At 59.7% G+C, this 23,403-nt stretch carries 19 protein-coding genes and 1 tRNA gene; 17 read left to right on the top strand and 3 right to left on the bottom strand.

Features of this window, described 5'->3' with window-relative positions; genetic code table 11:
- Positions 1-14: 14 nt before the first annotated feature.
- Complete coding sequence (locus tag DXB98_RS07230) at positions 15-788, bottom strand: type III pantothenate kinase (RefSeq protein WP_158553175.1); 774 nt, start codon at positions 786-788, stop codon at positions 15-17.
- A 196-nt stretch (positions 789-984) separates the two neighbouring features.
- Here DXB98_RS07230 and DXB98_RS07225 point away from each other — a divergent pair.
- Positions 985-1,061: transfer RNA gene (locus DXB98_RS07225), tRNA-Met, on the top strand.
- A gap of 249 nt (positions 1,062-1,310) precedes the next feature.
- Here DXB98_RS07225 and DXB98_RS07220 read toward each other — a convergent pair.
- The gene (locus DXB98_RS07220; protein ID WP_158553174.1) at positions 1,311-2,207 is read right to left on the bottom strand and encodes a LysR family transcriptional regulator; all 897 of its coding nucleotides are present in this window, start codon (positions 2,205-2,207) and stop codon (positions 1,311-1,313) included.
- A 142-nt stretch (positions 2,208-2,349) separates the two neighbouring features.
- Between DXB98_RS07220 and DXB98_RS07215 the strand changes: the two genes are divergently transcribed.
- The 5 genes from DXB98_RS07215 (at position 2,350) to DXB98_RS07195 (ending at position 9,237) form a co-directional block, all read left to right on the top strand.
- Positions 2,350-2,928 (top strand): DUF1097 family protein, encoded by a 579-nt coding sequence (locus DXB98_RS07215; RefSeq protein WP_117743657.1) that lies wholly within the window; start codon positions 2,350-2,352, stop codon positions 2,926-2,928.
- A gap of 255 nt (positions 2,929-3,183) precedes the next feature.
- The gene (locus DXB98_RS07210) at positions 3,184-4,689 is read left to right on the top strand and encodes an FAD-dependent oxidoreductase (RefSeq protein ID WP_117743656.1); all 1,506 of its coding nucleotides are present in this window, start codon (positions 3,184-3,186) and stop codon (positions 4,687-4,689) included.
- A 133-nt stretch (positions 4,690-4,822) separates the two neighbouring features.
- Entirely contained in the window at positions 4,823-6,955 is a 2,133-nt protein-coding gene (locus DXB98_RS07205) for an FAD-dependent oxidoreductase (RefSeq protein ID WP_117743655.1), read from the top strand.
- 17 nt (positions 6,956-6,972) lie between these two features.
- Positions 6,973-8,049, top strand: a complete 1,077-nt coding sequence (locus DXB98_RS07200) for an NADH-ubiquinone oxidoreductase-F iron-sulfur binding region domain-containing protein (RefSeq protein WP_117743654.1) — start codon at positions 6,973-6,975, stop codon at positions 8,047-8,049.
- 195 nt (positions 8,050-8,244) lie between these two features.
- Entirely contained in the window at positions 8,245-9,237 is a 993-nt protein-coding gene (locus DXB98_RS07195) for a flavodoxin family protein (RefSeq protein ID WP_117743653.1), read from the top strand.
- On the opposite strand, the gene DXB98_RS07190 is transcribed toward DXB98_RS07195, so the two are convergent.
- Positions 9,224-10,573, bottom strand: coding sequence for a CdaR family transcriptional regulator (locus DXB98_RS07190; protein WP_117743652.1), 1,350 nt, complete (start codon positions 10,571-10,573; stop codon positions 9,224-9,226). The genes DXB98_RS07195 and DXB98_RS07190 overlap by 14 nt on opposite strands.
- A 654-nt stretch (positions 10,574-11,227) precedes the next feature.
- Between DXB98_RS07190 and bilR the strand changes: the two genes are divergently transcribed.
- From bilR to DXB98_RS07135, 11 genes are all read left to right on the top strand, one after another.
- Positions 11,228-13,258: a bilirubin reductase, long form gene (bilR, locus tag DXB98_RS07185; protein ID WP_233505123.1), complete on the top strand. Its 2,031-nt coding sequence runs from the start codon at positions 11,228-11,230 to the stop codon at positions 13,256-13,258.
- Between the two features lie 257 nt (positions 13,259-13,515).
- Positions 13,516-14,820, top strand: coding sequence for an ATP-binding protein (locus DXB98_RS07180; RefSeq protein WP_117743650.1), 1,305 nt, complete (start codon positions 13,516-13,518; stop codon positions 14,818-14,820).
- Positions 14,821-15,150: 330 nt separating this feature from the next.
- Complete coding sequence (locus tag DXB98_RS07175; RefSeq protein WP_147330311.1) at positions 15,151-15,636, top strand: hypothetical protein; 486 nt, start codon at positions 15,151-15,153, stop codon at positions 15,634-15,636.
- 54 nt (positions 15,637-15,690) lie between these two features.
- On the top strand, positions 15,691-16,128 hold the full coding sequence (locus DXB98_RS07170) for a hypothetical protein (protein ID WP_117743648.1): 438 nt from the start codon (positions 15,691-15,693) through the stop codon (positions 16,126-16,128).
- Complete coding sequence (locus DXB98_RS07165) at positions 16,129-16,968, top strand: hypothetical protein (protein ID WP_117743647.1); 840 nt, start codon at positions 16,129-16,131, stop codon at positions 16,966-16,968.
- A 14-nt stretch (positions 16,969-16,982) separates the two neighbouring features.
- A complete protein-coding gene (locus DXB98_RS07160; RefSeq protein WP_117743646.1) occupies positions 16,983-17,273 on the top strand; it encodes a hypothetical protein in 291 nt (96 codons plus the stop codon).
- A gap of 89 nt (positions 17,274-17,362) precedes the next feature.
- Positions 17,363-18,070 carry a hypothetical protein gene (locus DXB98_RS07155; RefSeq protein ID WP_117743645.1) on the top strand — a complete coding sequence of 236 codons (708 nt, stop codon included), beginning with the start codon at positions 17,363-17,365 and terminating at the stop codon, positions 18,068-18,070.
- A gap of 698 nt (positions 18,071-18,768) precedes the next feature.
- Positions 18,769-19,164, top strand: coding sequence for a helix-turn-helix domain-containing protein (locus tag DXB98_RS07150; protein ID WP_117743644.1), 396 nt, complete (start codon positions 18,769-18,771; stop codon positions 19,162-19,164).
- Positions 19,165-19,424: 260 nt separating this feature from the next.
- On the top strand, positions 19,425-22,307 hold the full coding sequence (locus DXB98_RS07145; RefSeq protein ID WP_117743643.1) for a proton-conducting transporter membrane subunit: 2,883 nt from the start codon (positions 19,425-19,427) through the stop codon (positions 22,305-22,307).
- A gap of 12 nt (positions 22,308-22,319) precedes the next feature.
- Positions 22,320-22,895 carry an NADH-quinone oxidoreductase subunit B family protein gene (locus DXB98_RS07140; protein WP_117743642.1) on the top strand — a complete coding sequence of 192 codons (576 nt, stop codon included), beginning with the start codon at positions 22,320-22,322 and terminating at the stop codon, positions 22,893-22,895.
- On the top strand, positions 22,895-23,403 hold a 509-nt coding region (locus DXB98_RS07135), incomplete at its 3' end, for an NADH-quinone oxidoreductase subunit C (RefSeq protein ID WP_117743641.1). The genes DXB98_RS07140 and DXB98_RS07135, both read left to right, overlap by 1 nt.

The raw sequence follows: 23,403 nt of genomic DNA, 5'->3' as shown, positions 1-23,403 counted from the left end.
CTTAAGCCCCTGCCTTACCCCAGCTCCTGCATGCGACGATAGATTTCGCAGATACCCTTAATGGTAAGTTGTCCGTCGACCACGTCGAAGGCATCGGTCGAACCGGCGACGATGCTGGCGAGGCCACCCGTGGCGATAACGGTGACATCCTTGCGGCCCAGCTCGCGCTTCATGCGCGCGACCAGGCCCTCGGCCATGGCGGCGGCGCCCACCACGGCGCCGACCTTGATGCACTCCTCGGTATCGCGGCCGATGGCGTACTCGGGCGCCTCGAGCGGCACGCTGGCGAGTTTGGCGGCACGGGCGGCAAGCGCGTCCATGGAGATGCGGATGCCCGGCGCGATCGCTCCGCCAATGTAATAGCCGTCCTCGTCGATGACGTCGATATTGGTTGCGGTGCCAAAGTCCACCACGATCGCCGGGGCGCCGTAGAAAGTCTCGGCAGCGACGGCGTTGGCGATGCGGTCGGCACCAACGGCTTGGGGGCGCGCCGCCCGCAGTTTGGTCACCGCAGCAGTCTGCGGCCCGATGACGATGGCGTCCGCGGCAATGCGGTCGGCCACGGCGTGCCACTCGCGCGAGAGCTGCGGCACCACGCCGGCAAAGGCGATTGCGTCGACCGCATCGAGCGAAAGGTCGTACATCTTAAAGAAACCCATCAGGCGCACGTGGATCTCGTCGGCGGTATAGGAGCGGTCGGTGGGCATGCGCCACGACTGCACCAGCTCGTCTCCGTCAAACAGGCCCATTGCCGTTTGCGTGTTTCCCATATCGATAGCGAGCAGCATGTCTACTCCCGGTGTCGGCATAAAAGGACGCGCACCATTGTATACGTGCCGTCGACGGCGCTCGGCTGCGATTCGTTTACGGTGATAGGGGCTGAGGGGTTTAAATATGAAGGAACTATGCTCTACGAGATTTTCCTTGCCGTTTACCGAACTCCCGCGTAATATTCTTTTTTGCGCACATGAGGCGCCCAGACATTGCGGGGTGGAGCAGTCTGGTAGCTCGCCGGGCTCATAACCCGGAGGTCGTAGGTTCAAATCCTGCCCCCGCGACCAAGAACTTGCAGCTCGTCGGCCTAGCCGGCGAGCTTTTTTGTTATCCCGGGACCGTGTTTTCGGTCCAATTCTCGGCCTCTCAAACAACATCTCGATCTGTAACACCTAGACCCCATTTGGACGGCTAGATGTTACAGATCGAGATGTTGAGTCCCCGCCCGGACGGTTTGTCTAAATCTGTAACATCTTGGGCCCATTTTGCCGAGTAACTGTTACAGATCGAGACGCTGACCTCCCGCCTGGGCGGTTCTAGTCGTTGGTAATCAGGAACTCATCTAGGAAGACATCGAGCAGGTCGTTCTTGCGCTGTGGTAGCCAGGCGGCGGCAATTGTCATTTCGGCCGATTTGCCTTCTATGGGAATCGCAACGACTTTGCCGTTGGTGGGAAAGGTCTGCGTTAGATACCCTGGCAGCAGCGCGTAGCCCAGGCCCGCGGCGACGCACAGCACGCTTGTCTCGACGTCCTCGGACACATAGGCAATCTTGGGGCGCTCTTCTATTTTGGCAAGCGTGGCCGCAATCGCCTCCGATTCGCCGTATCCGCTGGCTCCGCGCGTGGCATCGACAATCGGATACCCCTTAAGGTCTTCGATGCGAATCGATTGCCGATGGGCGAGCGGGTGATCGAGCGGTACCACGGCGTGCAGCGGATAGGACCTCAAGACCTGCCATTGCATATCGGACATGCGGTATTCGTTGTAGAGCAGGTTGATACACACGTCGATATCTTCTCGGCGCAGGGCGTCGTAGAGCTCCGAGACGTTGTCGCGCATAAAGCTCAGTCGCACGTTGGGGTAGCATTGGTGAAACCCAAACAGCATGTCGGCAAGATCGGTCCGCTCGTATCCCTTTATGTAGCCAACCTTGAGCTCGCCTTCGGGCATGTCGTCTGCCGTCCGCGCGCGTCTTACGGCCTCGGCAGTTCGCCCGACAATTGCACGGGCGTCATCGAGGAACAGGGCTCCCGCCATCGTAAGCTCAACGTGATGGTTATCGCGCTCGAACAGCTGCTTTCCCACGATGCGCTCGAGCGCCGCTATCTGGTTTGAAACCGTTGCCTGCGAAACAAAGAACTCCCTGGCGACCTTCGAAAAAGAGCGTGCCTCTGCCACGGCTATAAAGTACTCCAGCTGTTTGATGCGCATGGTTCTCCGTACATTAGATTTCCTTATCACGTAATGCATAGATTAGCGCAAACGCCCAGCGATTTCCCTTTTATGATTTAGGAGCGGTTATTTGCGTGCGTATCGACAACACCGCAAATTTCTTTTGAAGAGAGGGATCTCGATGAAGGGCCGTAAAACCATCAAGCTTGTTCAGGCCGCCACTGGTGCCGTTGTGCTCACACTCCTTATGCAGCTGATGGGGGTGTTTGGGTATGGGCAGTACACCTGGATGTGCTTTTTGCCGTTGCTGATGTTTTTTGCCTTTGGGGCCGATTTTAAGAAGATCCCCGAGATGCTGGTGAGCTATGCCGTCGGTGAGGTTTGGTGTGTGATCAATTCGCTGGTCATGGGCGTATTCGTCTCGGCCTTTGGCGCCGACAACATGGTTATGAGCAATATCGTTCCGACCATCCTCGTTATCTTTTGTATCCTGACGACTCACGAGAACCTGCTCGAAGGCAAGATCTGCTCCAATGTGCCCTGCGTCTTTATGGGTCTTGCCACGTCGTTCTTCACGTTTATGCTGCAGCAGCCGATCAACTTTGGCCACCTCTTTGCGTTCTGGGCCTTTGGAATCGCGCTCGCGGTTTGCCTGGTCATGTCGGGAACGCTCGTGTGCTCGGCGATCTTTGGAAAAGAGCGCACTATTCAGGCGCTTACGCCGCTCGCTGTTCTCGAGGCGCAGCAGAATCATAAATAAGAAAACTCGATTATCAGGGGGCGGGTGCCATAAGGCACACCGCCCCCTTTGTGCGTATGGCGCCAAGACCATGCGCTCGAAAACGTTGCCCAAGCGCATGGTTCATCTGCACAAAGCCCGTGGATGCTATGGGCAAACATCGGTGCGCCTGCACATGGTTTTGAGGCTGTTTTCGAGCGAAAGTATGGCTGTCGATACGCATGCAATTCGCATGAAGCCCGGGCTCGTCCAAGAGCCCTATAAAGGAGGATTCGCATGAAACAGTTAGAGACCGACGTCGTTGTCGTCGCCGCAGGTCTGAGCGGCCTTGCCGCAGCGGTCGCTGCAGCCGAGGCGGGCGCTCGCGTCATTGCCCTGGAGAAGGCCCCCATTACCGGTGGTGCCGCCAACATGGGCATGGGACCTGCCGCCGCTGGCTCTCCGCTTCAGAAGGCCTCGATGATCGAGGTCACGCCCGGCGAGCTCTTCCGTCGCCATATGTTCTACACCCATTACCAGGTCGATGCTCGCCTGGTGCGCGACTACTACTTTAAGTCGGGCGATACCATCGCATGGCTGCAGGACATGGGCGTGGAGTTTAACTCTGTGCGCCCGGCGTTCCGCGCCCGCGAGCGCACGCGCGCCTACTCCGACGGCGAGTATACCTGGCATGTCGTGCAGCCCGAGGACGGCTCGGAGCCTGGCCCTCGCGCGGCGACCACGATGACCAAGCGCATGACCGAGCGTGCTCAGGACCTGGGCGTCGAGTTTATGTTCGAGTGCCCGGGCACCGGCCTTATCAAGGGCGAGGACGGCGCCATCTGCGGCGTGACCGCCAAGGACAAGGACGGCGAGGAGTACCAGATCTCGTGCAAGTCTGCGATTGTCGCCACGGGCGGTTTTGGCCACAACGCCAAGCTCATCAAGGAAAAGCTCGACTTTGAGTGGGGTACCGACCTGTTCTCGTTTGCCATTCCGGGCATGGACGGCGACGGCATCAACATGTGCCACGAGGTTGGCGGCGGCCACACCCCGGTGACCATGGAGCTCATGTATCAGATCCCCGACAACATGAACCACTTCTATGTCGAGGGTGCATTCCGTCAGCCGTGCTATTGGTGCAACCGCCTGGGCGAGCGCTTTATGCCGGAGGACGAGATCTTCAACACCACTTTTGTCGGCAATGCCATCAACCATCTTCCCGGCAAGGTCGCCTATGCCATCTTTGATTCCCGCATGCTCAAGCATTGGAAGAAGGATGGCCCGGATATCGTCAGCCATGTCCATCCGCACGACCTGTACGACGGCTTTGAGGAGCAGTGGAACCGCGACTTGGAGGCTGGCTACCCGGCAATCTGCCAGGCCGACACGCTGGAGGAGCTTGCCGAGAAGGCGGGTATCGACGTGGAGGGCCTGCTCGCCAACGTCGACGAGTACAACGAGATGTGCGACAACGGCTGGGACGACATCTTTGAGAAAGAGCGCGAGTTTATGAAGCCGCTCGAGAAGGGCCCCTTCTATTGCTGCAAGCAGTACTGTGGCGCCTACGGCACCCTGGGCGGCGTGCTTATCAACCACAAGATGGAGGTCATGACCGACGACTACGAGGTCATCCCTGGCCTGTACTGCGTTGGTACCGATGCCTGCACCATCTATGGCGACTCCTATAACTACTGCATTCCGGGTAACACCATGGGCTTCTGCCTTAACTCGGGTCGCATCGCCGGTGAAAACGCCGCTGCTGCCCTCTTTGAGGACGCGGGCGACGAGGAGTGGTCGTAACACCGTAGCTATTCGCGTCTGCAGACACCCACGCGTTGGGTGCAGGCGGGGATTTGCCCTACACGCGAGGCGCTCGGGATCGCTTTGGTCCCGGGCGCCTTTCTGGACAAGAGCGACATTTTGAGGGGAACGAATGAAGCTAACGATTAATGGAGCCGAGGTCGAGGCACGCGAAGGGCAAAATGTCCTGGAAGCCGCGCTCGATGCCGGCATCTACATTCCGCATCTGTGCAAACACCCCGATCTTGAGGCCGTCGGCGGATGCCGTCTGTGCATGGTCGAGATCGAAGGCCAAGACGAGCCGGTGTGTGCCTGCAAGACGCAGGTTGCCGAGGGAATGGCCGTCAACACGACAGGCGAACAGGCCGAGCGCGTGCGCAAGCTGGCAATGGAGCTTATTTTGGCCACGCATCCCGCCGATTGCACCGGCTGCCCCAAGTACGGCAAGTGCGAGCTGCAGTCTATGTATCAGTACCTGGGAGTTTCGCCTGCGCGCTGGCGCACCAAGAGCCGTCCGGTCGCCACGGACGAATCGAACCCGCTGATCACCCATATGTTCACCCGCTGCATCCGGTGCGGTCGCTGTGTGCGCGCCTGCCGTGAGCTGCGGGGCGCCGGCGTCTTGGACTACCAGCGCACCGAGGACGGCATTCGCATTGGTACGGACGGCAGCGTGAGCCTGCAAGAGGCCGGATGCCGTTTTTGCGGTGCCTGCATCGAGGTGTGCCCCACGGGCTCGATCGTCGACACGCTTAATATGTTTGACGAGAACAAGTCCTATGCCGATAACGTGGTCCCCTGTCGCTCGGGCTGTCCCGCTCATGTGGATATCCCGCGCTACCTGCGTCATATTCGCAACGGTGAGTACACTCGCGCCGCCGCGGTGGTGCGCGAGAAGGTCCCGTTCCCCGAGAGCCTGGGCGACATTTGCGTCCATAGCTGCCAGGATGCCTGCAAGCGCAACGAGCTCAACGGCACGCCGGTTTCGGTCTGCCGCCTTAAGCGCGCTGCGGCCGTGCGCGATACGGGCGACTGGAAGGCAAATGTGCGCCATGAGCCGCTGAGCGGCAAAAAGGTCGCCGTTGTGGGTGCCGGTCCCGCCGGTTTGACCGCCGCACTCTATTGCGCCGAGAAAGGCCACAAGGTCGTGGTGTTCGAGGCCAACGAGAAGGTCGGCGGCCAGATGCGCTACGGCATTCCGGCGTATCGCCTGCCCGATGCCACGGTCGATGCCGAGGTCGCGACGATTTTGGAAATCGCCCAGGGTGATGACGCCGAGCCGCGCATTGAGCCGCGCTGTGGCGAGCGCATCGCCGAGCCCAAGGCCCTTCTTGACCAGGGCTTCGATGCCGTGCTGGTTGCGGTGGGTACCCATGACGGAACGGTACTCCCCATGCCCGGTCACGACCTCGAAGGCGTGCTGCGCAACACCGATTTTTTGAAGGCCGCCCGTATGGGCAGCGCCCCGGACCTGACGGGCAAGCGCGTTGTGGTGCTTGGCGGCGGCAACGTGGCGTACGACTGCGCCCGCACCGCCGTGCGCCTGGGCGCCGCATCGGTCGATGTTGCCTGCCTTGAGGCCCAAGACGCGATGACCTCGACGCCCGAGGAGCGTGCCGAAGCCGCCGAGGAAGGCGTGGTGCTGCACGATGCCTATGCTTTTACCAGCATCAACGAGACCGAGGACGGTTCTGGCAAGGTCGGTTCCATGACGATCCACAAGATCGAGCGGTTCTACTTTGACGAGAACCACCGCGCCGTCACCGAACTGCTCGACGGCGGCGAGAAGACCATCGATGCCGACTGCGTGATCTTTGCCGTGGGCCAAAAGCCCGAGGGCACGGCCCAGATGGGCCTTGAACTTACGCACGGTCCGTACATCGTGGCCGACGCCGAGGGCAAGACGAGCGTCGAAGGCATTTGGTCGGCGGGCGACTGCGTGACGGGTACCAAATCGGTGATCGCGGCAATTGCTGCAGGTCGCACGTGTGCTTCGGCCATCGACCGCGCGTTGGGTGGCGATGGCGACATCGACGAGGAGCTGACCGAGCACGATGCTCCCGAGCAGTGGGTCGGGCATGCCCCCGAGGGCTTCTACGACGATGCCGTGCAGCCCGAGTTTGTCGATGCCCAGATGCGTAAGGACAACTTCGATACGTTTGAGTGCCCCTATACCGACCATGAGGCCGCGTGCGAGGCGAGCCGCTGCTTGCAGTGCGATTTGCGCCTAACGATCAGCACGCCGCGCCTGTGGAACGAGTACTAGGAAAGGAGCGATAACCCATGACGATCATCAACTTTATGCCTGTGCATCGACAGGCGCCTGTGGCGCTCTGGCTCCTTAAGAAGGACGTGGCGGCCGCTGCGGAAAAAATTGCAGAGGCTGGCGCCCAGGCGGTTTTGGTGCCGGCGGGCGATGAGGTCTCTGCCGCGCTCGCGGATGCGTTGGGCGAATCCTGCCGCGTGATCGAGTGCGACCCGAGCCTGGGCTTTGTCTATGCCAACGGTTCGGCCGCGACCAAGATGCTCGACGGCGAAAAGCCTCTCCCATCTTGCTGCGAGGGTGAAGGCGACGACCGCTGCCTGAGCGGATCAGAGTTACTTGCCGCCAAAGGCAAGCGCTGGGTGTGGTTTGACGGAGCCGATGAGCCCGTTGAGCTTGACCACGTCGTGAGTGCGGAATCCCTGGTTGCCGCGGCGGGCGTCGACGACGCCAAAGCGGTGGGGATTGGCTATCCCAGCGGTCTGCTGCTGAGGCCCGACGACACCTCAAAGATTGAGCTATGCAGTGACTACGTCCGCGTCTGCACCGCCAAAAACTGCATGGCAAAGGCGCTTTTGGACATTTGCACGCTCTATCGTCACGAGAGCTGCGGACGCTGTGTCTTTGGCTACGAGGGCTCGCATCAGATTGCAACGATTCTTGCGGATATCTGCCGCAAGAAGGGCAAACCGGGCGACTTGGCGCTCCTCCGCGACCTTTGCCCCGTGATGCAGGCGCAGTGTCTGTGCGAGCAAGGCCGCGTGCTGGCGCGTACGGTGCAGTCGTTCCTCGACCTGTTCGAGGGCGAGATCATGCAGCACACCACCAAGAAGGTCTGTGCCGCCGGGGAATGCCAGGCATTCTTGACCTTCCATATCTTGGCTTCCAAATGCCAGGCCTGCAACAAGTGCGTCGATTCGGACGTTTGCGAGGAGGACGCGATCCTGGGAAGGCCACGCTTTATCCACGTGATCGACCAAAAGGCCTGCAGCCAATGCGGTGCCTGCCTCGACATCTGCGACAACGGCGCGATTGTCACGGCTGGGGCCGTCAAGCCCAAGTGCCCACCCAAACCCATTCCCTTTAAGCGCAAATAAGAGCGCCGGCCCCTTCCGTTTTGCTCCTTGTAGGCATGCGGGAGGGGCCTTTGTTTATCTGCACGAGGCGTCCTGCAGACTTTCGCACGAGCCTTGGTTGCCTGGACGGTGCGCACGTTTTGCGTCTGCCGTACGCTTTTTGCGAAGTACACACGGGCAGAATCCGTGTCCAAAATGCTCTGGAGAGGAGCGACCATGTCGTTTAAAGTGATGGCGATTTGTGCCGGTAGGCACGGTGGCAACGGCGAGGCTTTGGCCAAAGAGGCCCTTTGCGCGGTGCGCGAGGCCGGCGGCGAGGTCGAGCTGATCAATTTGTTCGACTATAACATCTTGCCCTGCACCGGTTGCGAGGGCTGCACCATGCAGATGGGAAAGATGGGCGCCGGCCTGCAAAAGGAATATCATGGCTGCGTCCTTAAAAACAAAGATGATGTAGATGCGATTATTCGCGAACTGCAGACCTGCCAGGGCGTGATCTTCTCGGTCCCGACCTACGACCTTACGCCCAGCTCGGTGTACACCCGCTTTGCGCAGCGCTTCTTGGCATACGAGCTTTCGTTCTTGCTTGCCATCGGTGCCGTAAAGGAGAATCCGCATACCGTTGCCGGCCTTATTTCTGTTGGCGGCTCCATGCACGATTGGCAGTCCCTGGCGCTGGAGAGCCTGCAGGCGACTATGTTTACCATGTCGATGACTGTCGTCGATCGCTATATGGCGCAACGTGATGGCCGCCCGGGCAATACCTTTGTGTGGGGAGACGACGTGGAATGGGGCGGACAGATCGCCCGCGCCCACAAGATGGGCGAGAACATCGTCAAGGCCATTCGCACGCCTGTTGACGAGCGCTGCTGGCTGGGCGATCCGGATGACGGCGTGTGCCCCAACTGCCACAGCTCCCTGGTGTACCCCGGCGACAAGCATTGGGATGGGGTCGAGTTCCCGTGGGAGTGCGCGGTCTGCGGTGCCGGTGGCGATATCGTGACCGACGAGCGCACCGGGCGTCCCAAGCTCAAGATTGCCGAGAACGGTCTGATCCGCGACCGCAATGACGACCATGCGCGCGCCGAGCACCTCAACGAGATCAACAAGACCCGCGACGAGTTCTTTGCCCACATGGACGAGGTCAAGCCGCTGATGGATAAGTACGCCAAGATGACGTTCCCCACGCTGGAGATTAAGCGCGACTAGTTTTGTTTAAGCCCCGCTCGGCTAATTTGCGACAGTGCAGGTCGGCGCTGGTGCGGGGCTTAATCCTCGGCTCAAGAAAGCCAAGGTAGATTAGGGCGCGAATCGAGAGGTGGAACAAAAAGAGGTCCTCTCCCGATGCCAGGTCGTTGCCGGTGATTTCCTTGATGCGGTTTAGGCGATAGAGCAGCGTGTTTTTGTGAAGCGATAAGATCGCGGCGGTGCGCGCCGTGTTGCAGCTGTGTTGCATAAAGGCAAAGAGCGTCTCGACCAGCTCGGAATCGTGCGACTGGTCATGCTTCCAAAGTGCCCAGATTGCCGGATGGCAGTAGTTCATAAGGTTGATGTGGTCATTGCAGATATCGAGCATTTCCATGTAGGTGTATTCGCAATAGCGATACACATGGGTGTCTTCGAGGATTTTGGTAAAGGTCGAGCCGTAGCGAATGGCGGCGCGTGCCTGATTGAGGTGTGCACGCACATCTGTTGCCTGGGAAAACTCGTTGCTGATACCAATGAACAAATTGTTCGTGGCAGCAACGCGGGCAAGGATCGCCTCGTCGTTGGCGGGTAGCTGCGTGGAGGGAGGACGGCTTACCAGCGCCACGAGTTCGCCCTCGTACATGGTGATAAGGCTATGGTGCAGCAACGGCTGCAATTGTCCTCGGACGCTCTCCGCCTCGCGCGCCTCGAGCTGGGAATCTTTTTTGAGCAGGCATACAACGTAGAGGGCGGGAAGCGGCGTAAAACCGACGAGCTGCATTTTGCGTGTGCAGGTAATGGGGTTGGGGATTTCGTCGTCCAGGAGGCGCGAGAGAAAATATGGCCCCTGTTGCGGGCCGCCCATCGAAAGAAAGCCGCCTTTCTGCAGCTCTTGTGCGAGCAGACGGACGAAGAACTCAAAGACCTCGCGATCGCTATCGCCAAAGGCGTGATTGCGCTCGATCATCATCACCCGGCCCAGGCACGTGCCGTGCACCTTGATCGCGTCGGTCATGGTGTTGAGGCAAAACATGTCGTTATAACGCGTAAGCGGGCCTGTCGAGCGGGCGATCTTCTCGTCTAAGCCGCATTCGATGATGTAGCGCACGGCTTCGTCTTGCAGCATGTCACCTTCGGAGAGCTCGGCGCGGGTGATGGCTGCAAAGGGGGAGTCGTCGTCATCGTCGAGCTCAAAGCCGCCGCGGGCGGCATAGCGGTACACGGGATCGACGACGAGCACCGGGTTGTCCATAGCGGCAGAGGCTGTTTGCGTGAGGCTCTTGAGCCCCGCGTCGCTCAAGAGCGCCTCGAGCAGCGCTTGCTTTGCGGTAGACGTATCGGTGGTACTCGGTTGCATGGGTGTCCCTTCTGCCGCGTCTTCGCCGTAGTCGACGCGTGACCAAATAATTATCGCAGGCTGAGCGGTGTCAGGTTGTTTAAAACGGTGAGTGTGGCGGTCGTTTCCTCGAACGGGGACGGTGCTGCCGGGGGCTGTCTCGATTTGTAACAGATGGGTCCGATTTTGGCCTGTAGATGTTACAGATTGAGATTTCCGGTGCGCCGGCCCCGTTTATCTAAATCTGTAACACGAGGGACGGATTTTGCCGAGTTGTTGTTACAGATTGAGATTTTCTTGCAGGCGGGTCCCGTTTGTCTCGATCTGTAACATCTGGTGCCCATTTTGCCGAGTAACTGTTACAGTTTTAGATCTTTCGTCAGGCCAGATTGGTTTGTCTCGATCTGTAACGGGTAGGGGCCAAAAGTGGGTCTAGGTGTTACAGATTTAGATTGCTGAGGATGGGCCGAGGGGAATGTCTCGATCTGTAACACGAGGGACGGATTATGCCGAGTAACTGTTACAGATCGAGACAAACCGAAGGGTCGTCTCGCCCCATCCATCTGTCGCTACCTGCTATCCGCCGATTTTCGTTGTGCCGCTGTGCCCCCATGCCATATCCTCTAGACAACTACGCGGCATCATCGCCGCCGCACCTACAAGAGAGGAATGTCCATGACCACACCTGCGTCTAAGCTGCTTCAACCCATTACGGTTGGCCCCCTTGAGCTCAAGAACCGCATTATGTTCCCGCCGCTTACCACCGGCTACGAGGAGCGCGACGGTTCCATCGGCGAGCGCAGCCTGGCTTTTTACGAGCGCCTGGCCCGTGGCGGCGTGAGTTACATCGTCATCGGCGACGTCGCTCCCGTTATGACCGCAAGCCCCACGCCCAAGCTGGCGACCGACGCTCAGATCCCCACGTTTAAGGCACTGGCCGACGCCGTCCACAAGCACGGTGCCAAGGTCGCACTGCAGCTGTTCCACCCCGAGTACGACGTCCCCGGCGTCGGCCGCATGGTCATGGGCTCAATGGCCGCCGCCAAGGCCGCGCAGGAGGCCAAGGCCGCCGGCGACGAGGAGACCTTTGCCGCCAAGATGGCCGAGTCCAACGAGATCCGCAAACAGGCCTACGCCAAGCTGCACCACGACATGCAGCACTTTGTGAACGAGGCGAGTGTGGAGCAGCTCACCCAGATCAAGGAAGCCATCGCCGCTTCGGCCGCCCGCGCGCAGCAGGCCGGGATCGACGCCATCGAGGTCCACGGCGACCGTCTGGTGGGTTCGCTGTGCTCGGCTATCCTCAACCAGCGCACCGACGAGTACGGCGGATCGTTCGAGAACCGCGTCCGCTACGCGCTCGAGGTCGTCGCCGCTATTAAGGAGGCCGCGCCGGAGCTGATGGTGGAGTACAAGCTCCCCGTGATCATGGAGAACCCCGACGGCACGCCGCGCGGCAAGGGCGGCCTGCTGCCCGATGAGGCCTGCGAGTTCGCCAAGCTGCTCGAGGGTGCGGGCATCGATATGATCCAGGTCGCACAGGCCAACCATACCGGCAACATGGGCGACACCATTCCGCCCATGGGCGCCATGCCCTACAACTGGACGCTGCCCGTGGCCGAGCGCGTCAAGGCCCTGGTTTCCGTGCCGGTGGCAACCGTCGGCCGCGTTGTTTCGGTCGAGGCCGGCGAGAAGATCCTGGAAGACGGCTCGGCCGACATCGTCGCGTACGGCCGCTCGCTCATGTGCGACCCCGACATTGCGCTTAAGGCCGCTACAGGTGAGCCCATCCGCGAGTGCCTCAACTGCAACAAGGGCTGCGTCGACGCGATCCAAAACCGCAAATACATCTCGTGCGTGCTCAATGCCGAGAACGGCGACGAGGCGACCATCGCCATTAAGCCGGGCGAGGGCGACAAGAAGATCGCCGTGGTGGGCGGCGGTATTGCCGGCCTGGAGGCAGCGCGCGTGGCGGCAAAGCGCGGCTACGACGTGACCGTCTACGAGGCGAGCGACCATCTGGGCGGCCAGATTGTGCTGGCGGCCGCGCCTCCGCGCAAGGACGAGATCATGCGCTCGGTCGAGTACTACGAGAAGATTCTGCCCGGCCTGGGCGTGAAGGTTGAGCTCAACCACACCGCTAGCCCCGCGGACCTCAACGCCGCCGACGCCGCGATTGTGGCCGTGGGCGCGCACGATGTGGTCATTCCCGTACCCGGTGCCGATTCGGAGAAGGTTGTCTCGAGCTGGGACGTGCTGGCCGGCAAGGTGGAGCTCAGCGGGCGCGTCGCCGTCATTGGCGGTGGCCTGGTGGGCACCGAGACTGCCGAGTACCTGCTGCAGCACGGCTGCGAGGTGGCGATCATCGAGATGCTCGACAAGATTGCCGCGGGCGAGTCCGAGACCATTCTGCCGCTGATTATGAGCGACTTTGCCGAGCATGGCGTTGAGCAGCATGTTAAGACCCGCCTGACCGCCATTACCGACGAGGGCGTTGAGGCCGTTCGCACCACCGAGGACGGTGCCGAGGAGCCGGTGAAGATTGCCTGCGATTACGTGGTGATGGCCGTGGGCTCCAAGGCCAACGCGTTTGACCTGGACGGCGTGACGGTGCCCGTGACCTGCGTGGGCGACTGCTCGGGCGAGCGCACCGCCGACATTGCGAGCGCTATCCGCACGGCGTATCACGCGGCCAACGAGCTCTAAGTAAGAAAGCTATCGCGTATTGAGTGGGCGGGGAGTGCCGTATCGGCGCTCCCCGCCTTTTTGTCAATGAGGGCGCCCCTGACCAGTGGGTTCAGAAAATCCGAATTTCATGCACCAGAAAATCCGACTCTTTAGAACATGAAAATCCGAATTATATGAACACGAAAATCCGAATCGCAACCACCCGAAAATCCGAATTTGCTACAGTGGAATAGAAGAATCAGAAAGCAGGAACTGGAAATCTGCGGGGGTGGCTCATGGCAGGCGAGAGGCTACATCGGGACGGATACATCCCACGTATCGTGGATGCGCAAATCGAGCGCTACCTTCGTGTCTTTGGCGCGGTCGAGATTGCAGGCACCAAGTGGTGCGGCAAGACGTGGGCCGCGCTTGAGCACGGGGCGTCCGTCTCGTATGTCGACGAGAATCTCGACCTCGCGCGTGCCGACCCGGCGATGATGTTGCTGGGAGACCGTCCGCATATTATCGATGAGTGGCAGCGCGTTCCCCAGATTTGGGACTACGTTAGACACGAGGTCGACCGTGCCCGGGGTACGCGCGGCGCCTATATCCTCACGGGTTCCGCCACACCTGCGTTTGGCTCAAAGGCGGAGGCGCCAGCGCATAGTGGAGCCGGCCGCATCGGCCGCGTCCGCATGCACCCCATGACGCTTGTCGAGACAGGTGAGTCTAACGGCAAGGTGAGCCTGGCGGGCTTGTTTGAGCATCGTTTTGAGCCCTGCCGGTGCGATGGCGATACGCCGGGGCTTGTCGAAGCCGCTTGCCGCGGCGGCTGGCCCGAGGCGATCGATATGGTTTCGGCTGACGCCCAGCTCATCGCCCGCGAATATCTCAACACCACGTTTTCGAGCAGCTTCCCGGCGGTTGGTCTCGACCCCGATATTGCTCGTCGAGTCTCCGCATCGATCGCGCGCAATCTGGGACGGGCGACCACGTATAAAACGATTCTTATGGATATGTTCGGTGCCGAGGAGGAACCCGCAGCGTTTGCCGACGAGACCAAGGTGCGTAGGTACCTGGATGCCCTCAAAGGCATGTTCATTCTCGAGGAGGTCCCCGGTTGGGTTCCCGCCGCGCGCGACAAACGACGCTTTACCGTCAAACCCAAGCGCTATCTGGCAGATCCAAGCCTTGCTTGCGCCTTGCTGGGCATGTCCTTGCAGGCACTGCTTGCCGACTGGCAGACATTTGGTCTGGTGTTTGAGAATATGGTCATACGCGACCTTTCGGTCTACGCGCGGTCGCTCGACCTGCTGGATAGTACGCCCGTGCGCTATTATCGCGACGATTCGGGCCTTGAATGCGATGCCATCGTGCAGCTAGCCGATGGACGGTGGGCCGCCTTTGAGATTAAGGTGAGCGAAGATAAGGCGAGCGCCGGCGTCGAGAGCCTCAAGCGCGTTCGCAAGAAGGTCTGTGGAAATCCTCGTTCACGCACACGCGAACCGGAGTTTATGGCCGTGATTGTGGGGGTGGGTGAGTACGCCCGCGAGGTCGAGAACGGTATCTACGTGATACCCGTGCGCGCGTTGGGGTGTTAAGGGGGCGGTACGTCGTGCGTCCGCTGCCCGGTGCTACGGATTGGTGCAAGGGGGTCAGGTTACTTTGCACCAAGGGCTCGACTTTTAAGACATCATTAAGGCTTGTGTTGTGGAGAAAACCGCAGGTCAATGCTATTCTCTTGCCTTATCGTATGGTGTTGTATTCTGCCTGAATTCTATGCCTACGAGCAATGGATTGAGCACGACCAAGCGGAAAGGATGGCACGCCCACTAGCAGGGCAAACGTAAACGATGAGTGGCATGGACCGACATAGCGAGCTCTAGCAGCACAAGACGGCGGCCGAGTACCGCCAAGCTGCCGACGAGCATGTGCGGACCCTCAAGGATTTCTGGAAGGATTTCCTGGTGAGCGGTCTGTTTGTGCTGGCCGCCATCGTTGCCATCTTTGCATGCCTGGCCTGGTTTTCCGCGAATAACCGAGTGAGCGCCACGGGAAGCACGATCGCGGCGAAGGGCCCGCGGTTTGTGCTCTCGGGAACGCAGGACGGCACGGCGGGCAAGTACGACGCCCAGGACAACTACGCGTCGGACAGTACAAGCCTTGCCGTGAACAATTTTTTCAACCTCAATAACATGAGTGCCGATGGCAGTCTCTCTCCGGGATCGGCGGGCCAGCTCCGGCTCAACGTCAAGCCGCTCTGCAACGACCTGCACGATATCACGGTGGAGATGACCTGGGAGATTTCTGTCCAGACGAGCGCTGCGGGTACGGGCACCGCCGCGGACGCATCGAAAAACGAAGAGATCATCAACTCGCTTAAAGATTTGGTGCGCGGTCATATCCTGGTTTTCTAGGGCAAAGACACCTCTGGCTTTTACTCCAATCCGCTGGTTCCCACGACAACCACGGTGACCCAGGACGGAGCCAGCGTTACCGTCATCACGCAGAGCTTTGCCATTCCGGCGAGGAGCTTTCGCGTTGAGGGCTCAAACAATACGACCAAAACCGTACCCAAAACCCTCTACTGGATTTGGCCGGAGCAGTTTAAGAGCTACGTTCGCACGGGCAACGCCGGCTACGGCGGCAACCTTTTTGCGAGCACGGACCCCGCCGCGGGATACGCAGCCTTCGTCGGCGACATCAACAGTAACCACGCGCGCCATTTCCGCGCCGATAGCACGAGTGTGCCAGGTCAGGCGCCTAGTGCGGTTCCGCCTGTCGGAGCCGGCATGTTCGCTGCGGATGTGGAAACCTGCGCCAGCTACTACAACAACGCCGACGAGGTTATCGGCAAGAACATCAAGTACATTCGCGTGCGCTTTACCGCCAAGGAGGCGGATAAATAAATGGACGAGCAGCTTAATGCCCGCGAGCAGGGCGATATCAAACACAACGAAGGAGCGGCAAACCCCGGCGGCAACGGGTTCGGCTCGCACGGCGAAGCACGTCCGGTTGGCCGCATCGAGTGCATCAAGACGTGGACCAGCAACCATCGTCGCGAATCCCTGGCCATCATGGGCCTGTTGGCCGTGCTTCTCGTGTTGCTGGGGTTGACGCTCGGATGGTTTGTCGATGCCAATCGCGGCTCCACCGTCGGCAAGATCAAGGAGCCGGCAGAGCTCAAGGTGCTGGGCCCCAACGCTACGGCCGCCGAGCAGATCGACCTGAGTTACAACCCCGAATACGGCGATACCAAGACCGGCAACACGGTGACGCTCAAGCGCCCGTTTTGCGTGCAGACGGGCGGCGATGGGTTTGAGCTGCAGCTTGCGAATACGACCAATATTAAAGGTCTCACTATCGAGCTGTATAAAGCCGAGAATCAGGGCCTAGGTGATACTCCCGACGTGAGCGGCACTGCGGGTGGCAAGCCCTATAGCATGAAAATGTCTGAAACGGATCTGCTGAAGAGCTTCACGCCCATCAACGACCCGGGCGACGGCCTGGCAGCCGTGCCGGGCGAGGGCGCAAGCGACCCTACATTCAAGGACTATCAAAACGTCCAGCGCAACGCGCGCCCGCTCTACCGTTTCAAGGTGTTCAGCAAAAGCGAACTCAACGCCAAGACACTCGACGGCTCGAATGGCAAGGACACGCTCAACTTTATCATCAAGCTTTCGTGGGACGAGAGCGCCAAAGAGACCGATGTGATCTACCTGATCGCGCGCAACACGAGCGGTAAGTAGGAGAGGGGGCGCACATGGAGAAGCGGGAGAAGCAGCAGGATGCCGAGCGCGAGCAGCTGGCAAAAAGCAAAAGCCTAGTCAAGAACAAGCTGGTTGTGGCGGCAATCGCACTTGTTTGCGCCGTGGCGCTCGTGATGGGTGGTTACTTTACCTATTCCGCCTACATCGCCAACGGATTTCTTAAGTCCGTCGCCGCGACGGGTACCGCTCAGAGCCTGTTTGCGAGCGATTTGCTCACGGGCTACATGGGTACGCCTAGCAGCGACGAGCTCGACCGTGCCCAGCGGATGCTAGTAATGAAGTGACGTACGTCTACAAGCAGGCGAGCAAAACATGAGAGAGACGGGTCGAGCCTAACAAAACCGACCCCAAAGATACGCTTGACGACGCGACGATGCATAGCTATCTCCAGAGTGCCTACTACAGCATCGAGCCGGAGAACGACAAGGGGGAAAGCATTGACACGCTTGAGCTGGACGCTGCCGTTTTTCAGGGCTTGGGTAATAAAGGTTACCCGTTCCGTGGCGTTATCGTTGGTAATCTGAGGGGCTCGTCGCAGGTAGCTACGCAGGCGGCTATCAAGATCCGCAACTCCAAGGACACAGGTGCGCTTTCTGGGTTGATCCCGTATAGCTACGGTAGCGTTGTGAGTAATCTGAACATTGAATACTCGGGCAAGGCGGCCTCTATTGCACATAAGAATAAAGACGCCTCTGGCGTGCCGGGCGCGTTTTTTGGCGGCGTGATCGGGTGCGTCCGCAGCGGGACCGATGGTTTGTATGAGAACGTAACGGATGGCATTTCCAACTATGTAACGGGGGCGAGTGAACTTGCCGAGGTTAAAGCTGAGGGCAATGCGATTACCTTCACCGACACGAAGGAGAATGGCAAATTCAAAACGCAGAACGCTGGTACTACGTTTAGCCTGCCCTTTACTGTTACGGTCAAAACGCAGGTTGAGCCGAGTCGGTTCTATGCGAACTATCGCTTGGTGATGACAGCGAGCCTGGTTAAGGGTGACATGGCGAGCGCAACGCCTCAATCGCCCGACTATGTGACCTATACGCTCACGAGGGTGAACCTCAACGGCATCGATCACTGATTCCGAAGCCGACTAGCTTCGCAAGGGGGGCGGCAACCACCCAGTTGCCGCCCCCCCCTAGTCTGCGCGATCCCAGTCTTGGACTCCGCTGGACAGTTAGTTCAGATACGTATAATTCCAGACCGCAGCAGGCGCATCCGGCGCTCGTTTTGGGGCAAAAAACAGTCCAGAACTATGGTTAGCTGGCCGATATGAGCTCGATTTGCATTTAGTGAGCTGCCAACGGGGCTTCTCAGGGGGCCAGAATAGAGTTTCGGCGCTGTCAAAAAATACGAATCTGAACTAACTGTCCAGCTGCCGCTGGAGAAAGGCGTTTTAGCTTTGCCGACTTCCCAGCATCTTTCCAGCTTTCCACTTAACTTAACATCTAGGGTGGAAAGCTGGAAAGTTAAGCGGAAAGCTGGAGAGTAAACGGAAGGCCCGCCGCGTTAACTTAGGGGCTAGGAGGGGTTAATAATTACGCAAACCATACCGAGCCAAACAAAAAGATATCAATCTGGTTGGTAAAACACCCTCAATGAGCTGCGAGCTAACTAGCTGCGTAAATAGAACGTAAAGAAATGTCGCAAATAAATGGCAAATGCCCAGATGCCGCCGTTGCTATTTTCAATTAACTGCTACGCGCGAACAGCAAAATGCTACTATCTAACATGCACGTAAGAAAGCAGATTAACGGTTAAGGCTAAGAAGTGGCAGGTATGTCAGAAGCAACTAGGACTCGCACGCATGCGCCTGAGGTTAGGCAGCGCGCCGTCGAGGTCCTCCAAGAGGGGGTCGGTCATCGCGCCCTCGCCGCGGAGCTTGGCATTCCCCAGGCAACGGCTCGTCAGTGGGCCCGCGCATATGCCGTGGGCGGTGCCGATGCCGTGCTCAACGCGGGCACTCACCATCACACGTATTCGTACGAGGTTAAGCTCGCCGTAGTTAAGGATCGCCTGGAAAACGGCATGACGGTTCGCGAGGCCATGATCAAACACCAGATTCCCAGCGAGTCTTCGGTTAAGGCCTGGTGCCGCCAGTATCGCGACGGCGGCGAGGCCGCGCTGGTTGATAAGCCGCGCGGTCGTAAACCACGCGCCAAGAAAGCGGAGTAGCGAAAACGTGCGCCTACGGGGTGCATTTTTTCTATCGCGATGCCCCTCTAAAGGCTCTTTCGGAGCAGAGGAGGTTGTCATGTAATGGGGCGCGCGCCCTGCACTGCCGCGACGGGGCCCGCCATATTGCTTCAATACGGACAGGCTTCTTACCTCGCACGTCTAAAGTTTCACAGTTGGCCGAAAGCCCGCCTTCAGGTGCTCAAATTAGCGCTATAACGTAATGCATGTATAGCGTTTTTGCATGGGGGAGTGATGGTATGACGCTACTGTATTTCCTTACCCTGTTTCCGCTGGTACCGGCGCTGGGCATGCTGCTTGCGCGCGGTGACCGTGCTCGCGATGCGGTAGGGCTTGTAGGCTCCGGCGTCATTATGGCGACAACGGTTGTAGTTGCCGTCTTATTTTTTGGCACGGGTCCGCAGAGCTTTGAGGTTGCCCCCGGCACCTCGCACGTGCTCTCGATCATCAGCTCCGTCATCGACGTGATCCTGTGCGCCGTCATCCTGTACAACGCGCATAAATATAAGAGTGTGCTTACCGGCGTGCTCGGCATCGTCCAGCTGGTGGGTTCGGTCGCCTTTGCGGCCATGACGCTGCCCGCGGTCGAAGCCGTCACCGCTACGCCGCTCTACCTGGATTACATGAGCGTGATCATGGTCCTCGCCGTTGGCATCGTCGGCAGCCTGATCTGCGTGTACGCCTTGGGCTACATGAAGGACTTCCAGGCCCACGACGAGCACGAGGCCGCACTGCGCGGGCAGACTGCGCCCGACCGTCGCCCGCAGTTCCTGGCGCTCATGTTCCTGTTCCTCTCGGCCATGTTCGTCATCGTGACGAGCGACAACCTTGAGTGGCTGTTCTGCGGTTGGGAAATCACCACCGTGTGCTCGTTCCTTATGATTGGCTACACGCGCACGCCCGAGGCCATTAAAAACGCCTTTACCCAGATCATCCTCAACATGCTGGGCGGCATCGCGTTTTTGGTCGGACTCATGTACCTGCACGTTAGCGGCATGCCGCTGACCATCTCGGGCATGATCGATCTTGCCGGCGCTGGTACCGCGCAATCTGCGCTGCTGGTGATGCCGGTCGTTCTGCTGTCGCTCGCCGCACTCACCAAGGCCGCACAGATGCCGTTCCACACCTGGCTGCTCGGCGCCATGGTTGCCCCCACGCCCACGAGCGCCCTGCTGCACTCGTCAACCATGGTCAAAGCCGGCGTGTTCCTGATGGTCAAGCTGAGCCCGCTCTATGCCATCTATCCCGTGACCGGCTTTATGGTTACGAGTGTGGGCGCCATCACGTTTTTGCTTGCTGCCCTCATGGCCATCTCGCAGAGCAACGCCAAACGCGTGCTCGCGTACTCCACTATTTCCAACTTGGGCCTCATCAGTGCCTGCTTGGGTGTCGGCGCGCCCGAGGCCGTATGGGCGGCCATCTTCCTGATCCTGTTCCATACGGTGGCCAAGTCGCTGCTGTTCCTGTGCGTGGGCACCGCCGAGCATCATATCGGCAGCCGTAACATTGAGGACATGGACGGTATGTTCAGCCGCATGCCGCACCTGACGCGTCTGATGATGCTGGGCATCATGGGTATGTTTGTGGCGCCGTTTGGCATGCTCGTTTCCAAGTGGGGCGCCCTGGTGGCGTTTGCGCAGACCGGCAACGTGCTCATGATCATGGTGCTTGCTTTTGGCTCGGCCGCGACGTTCTTCTTCTGGGGCAAGTGGCTTGCCAAGCTTTCGGGCGTCGACCCCACGGCTCAAAACGTTGAGGTCAATGTCCATAAGACCGAATGGATGGCGCTCAACACCATCGCCGCGCTGCTGATTCTGTGTTGCGTGGCGTTCCCGGTTATCTCGAGCGGTCTGGTGTCGCCTTACTTGGCCATGGTGTTTGGCCGCGTGCCGTACGTTATTGGCAAGGATGCCATGTATCTGATGGTGGTTATCGTGGCGTTTATTGCCGTGGTGCTGCTGACTTCATTCCGCGTGAGCAACAAGCCGCACGTAAACGTATATCTTTCGGGCGTGGGGACCGACAATTACCGCCATTTCCGTGGCTCGATGGGTCACGAGGTGAAGGCCGAAAAGCGCAATTGGTACTCGGAGGACGCCCTTGGCGAGAAGCGTATCGGCCCCGCGGGCAGCGTCGTGTGCTGCAGCATTATCTTGTTTGCGCTGCTGTGCTGCGCGTGGATCGGGCCCGAGAGACTTGCCATGAGCGCGCCCTCGGTGCTGCGCGGTAAGTATTTTGAAGGTTCGGGCGTCGTGGGCATATTTATTGGTACCGTGGCGTTCGCCCTGCTGGCGCCGCTTGTGGGCGGTTTGATCGACGGCGTTGACCGCAAGCTTTCGGCCCGCATGCAGGGCCGCGTGGGTCCGCGCCTGCTCCAGCCTTTCTACGACGTTGCCAAGCTGCTGCGCAAGGCCCCTGCCAGCGTAAACACCATGGATGATACCTACATGGCGTGCGCGCTCATCTTTACCGTGGTGGGCGGCGGCATCTTTGTGTCGGGTTCCAACACGCTGTTGTGCGCTTTTATGGTGACGCTCGCCGCGATCTTTGTGGTGTTGGCGTCCGCCTCGACGCAAAGCCCGTTTGCCCAGGTTGGCGCCGACCGCGAGCTGCTGCAGGTTATGAGCTACGAGCCCGCCGTTCTGCTGATGAGCGTGGGTCTGTATCTCGCCACCGATAGCTTCGACTCCATCGCCGTGACGGGGCAGTCGGCGCCCATCATCGCGTACAGTGCGCCCATTTTCTTGGCGCTGCTTGCGGTGCTCACCATCAAACTGCGCAAGTCGCCGTTTGACCTTTCGTACTCGCATCACGCGCATCAAGAGATTGTCCAGGGTGTCGCCACCGAGATGAGCGGCGGTACGCTGGCCAAGATGACCCTTATGCACTGGTGTGAGACCGTGCTGTTTTTGATGTGGGTGGGCATGTTCTTTGTCTGGGACAACCCGGTGAGCTGGGTCGTAGCCCTGGTCGTGATGGTTGCGACGTACTTTGTCGAGGTGCTGATCGACAACACCTTCGCACGCAGCACCTGGCGCAGCTGCTTTAAGCTCGGCTGGGGCGTGGCGCTGGTGTTTGGCCTGCTCAACCTTATGCCCATCCTCGTTGACGTGTTTATTTAGGAGGCGGCATCCATGGATCAAAAAATGTCGCGCTCGCCGTGGGTTATTCATTACGACGGCTCGAGCTGCAACGGATGCGATATCGAGGTGCTGGCCTCGCTCACGCCGCTGTTCGATGCGGAGCGCTTTGGCGTGGTCAATACCGGCAACCCCAAGCATGCGGACATCTTTTTGGTGACGGGGTCGGTCAATGCCCAGAACCTGCCCGTCGTGCGCCAGATTTACAACCAGATGCTCGAGCCCAAGTGCGTGGTGGCCTGCGGCATTTGCGCGTGCTCGGGCGGCGTATTCCGCGATGCCTATAACGTGATCGGCGGCGTGGACCGCGCGATTCCCGTGGACGTGTACGCGCCCGGATGCGCCATCCGCCCCGAGACCGTGATCGATGCCATCGTGGAGGCGTGCGGCATTCTGGACCAGAAGGAGGCCGTGATGCGTGCCGGTGGCGACCCGCTCACCGTGGGAGGTGCCGCTACCTGGGACGGTGGCGTTGAGTTGGGCGAGGACGGGTTTGTGGCAGTTGCGGGGGCCGGCGACACGCCCGCTGGGACGCCCGCCGCGCCCGTCGCTGCAAAGGAGGCCGAGTAATGCAAAAGGCTATCTATACCACCGTTGGGATCGACGAGCTCCTGTCGCATGTCCAGGCGCTCAAGGGCGTCGGCGCGCGCTTTGTGCAAATGCACGCCGAGCGCAACGTCGACGACGGCACGTATCGCTTGGTCTATACGTTTATCAACGTTCGTGCTGCTCAGGAGCATATTGTGCAGGACGGCAGCTATGCGATTGAGAACCTGGTAGTCGAGGGCATCGACCAGTACCAGGAGATTCCGTCCATCAGCTCGTACTATCCGGCGGTGTTCCCGTTTGAAAACGAAGCGCACGATCTGTTTGGGCTTGCCATCACCGACATGCAGATTGACTTTAAGGGCTTTTTCTACCAGGTTTCGACTGCTGAGCCCATGAGCGTTATCACGCCCGAGGTGAAGGCCGCGCGCGAGAAAGCCATGAAGGTCCGTGCCGCCGCCGAGGCCAAGGCGCGCAAGGCCGCGGCCGAGAAGGCCGCCGCGGCTGCGGCTGCTGCGGGGGAGGGCGCTGC

It is taken from the genome of Collinsella sp. OM07-12 (genome assembly GCF_003438275.1).
Lineage (GTDB): Bacteria > Actinomycetota > Coriobacteriia > Coriobacteriales > Coriobacteriaceae > Collinsella.
This window is presented reverse-complemented; position numbering and strand designations above follow the sequence as displayed.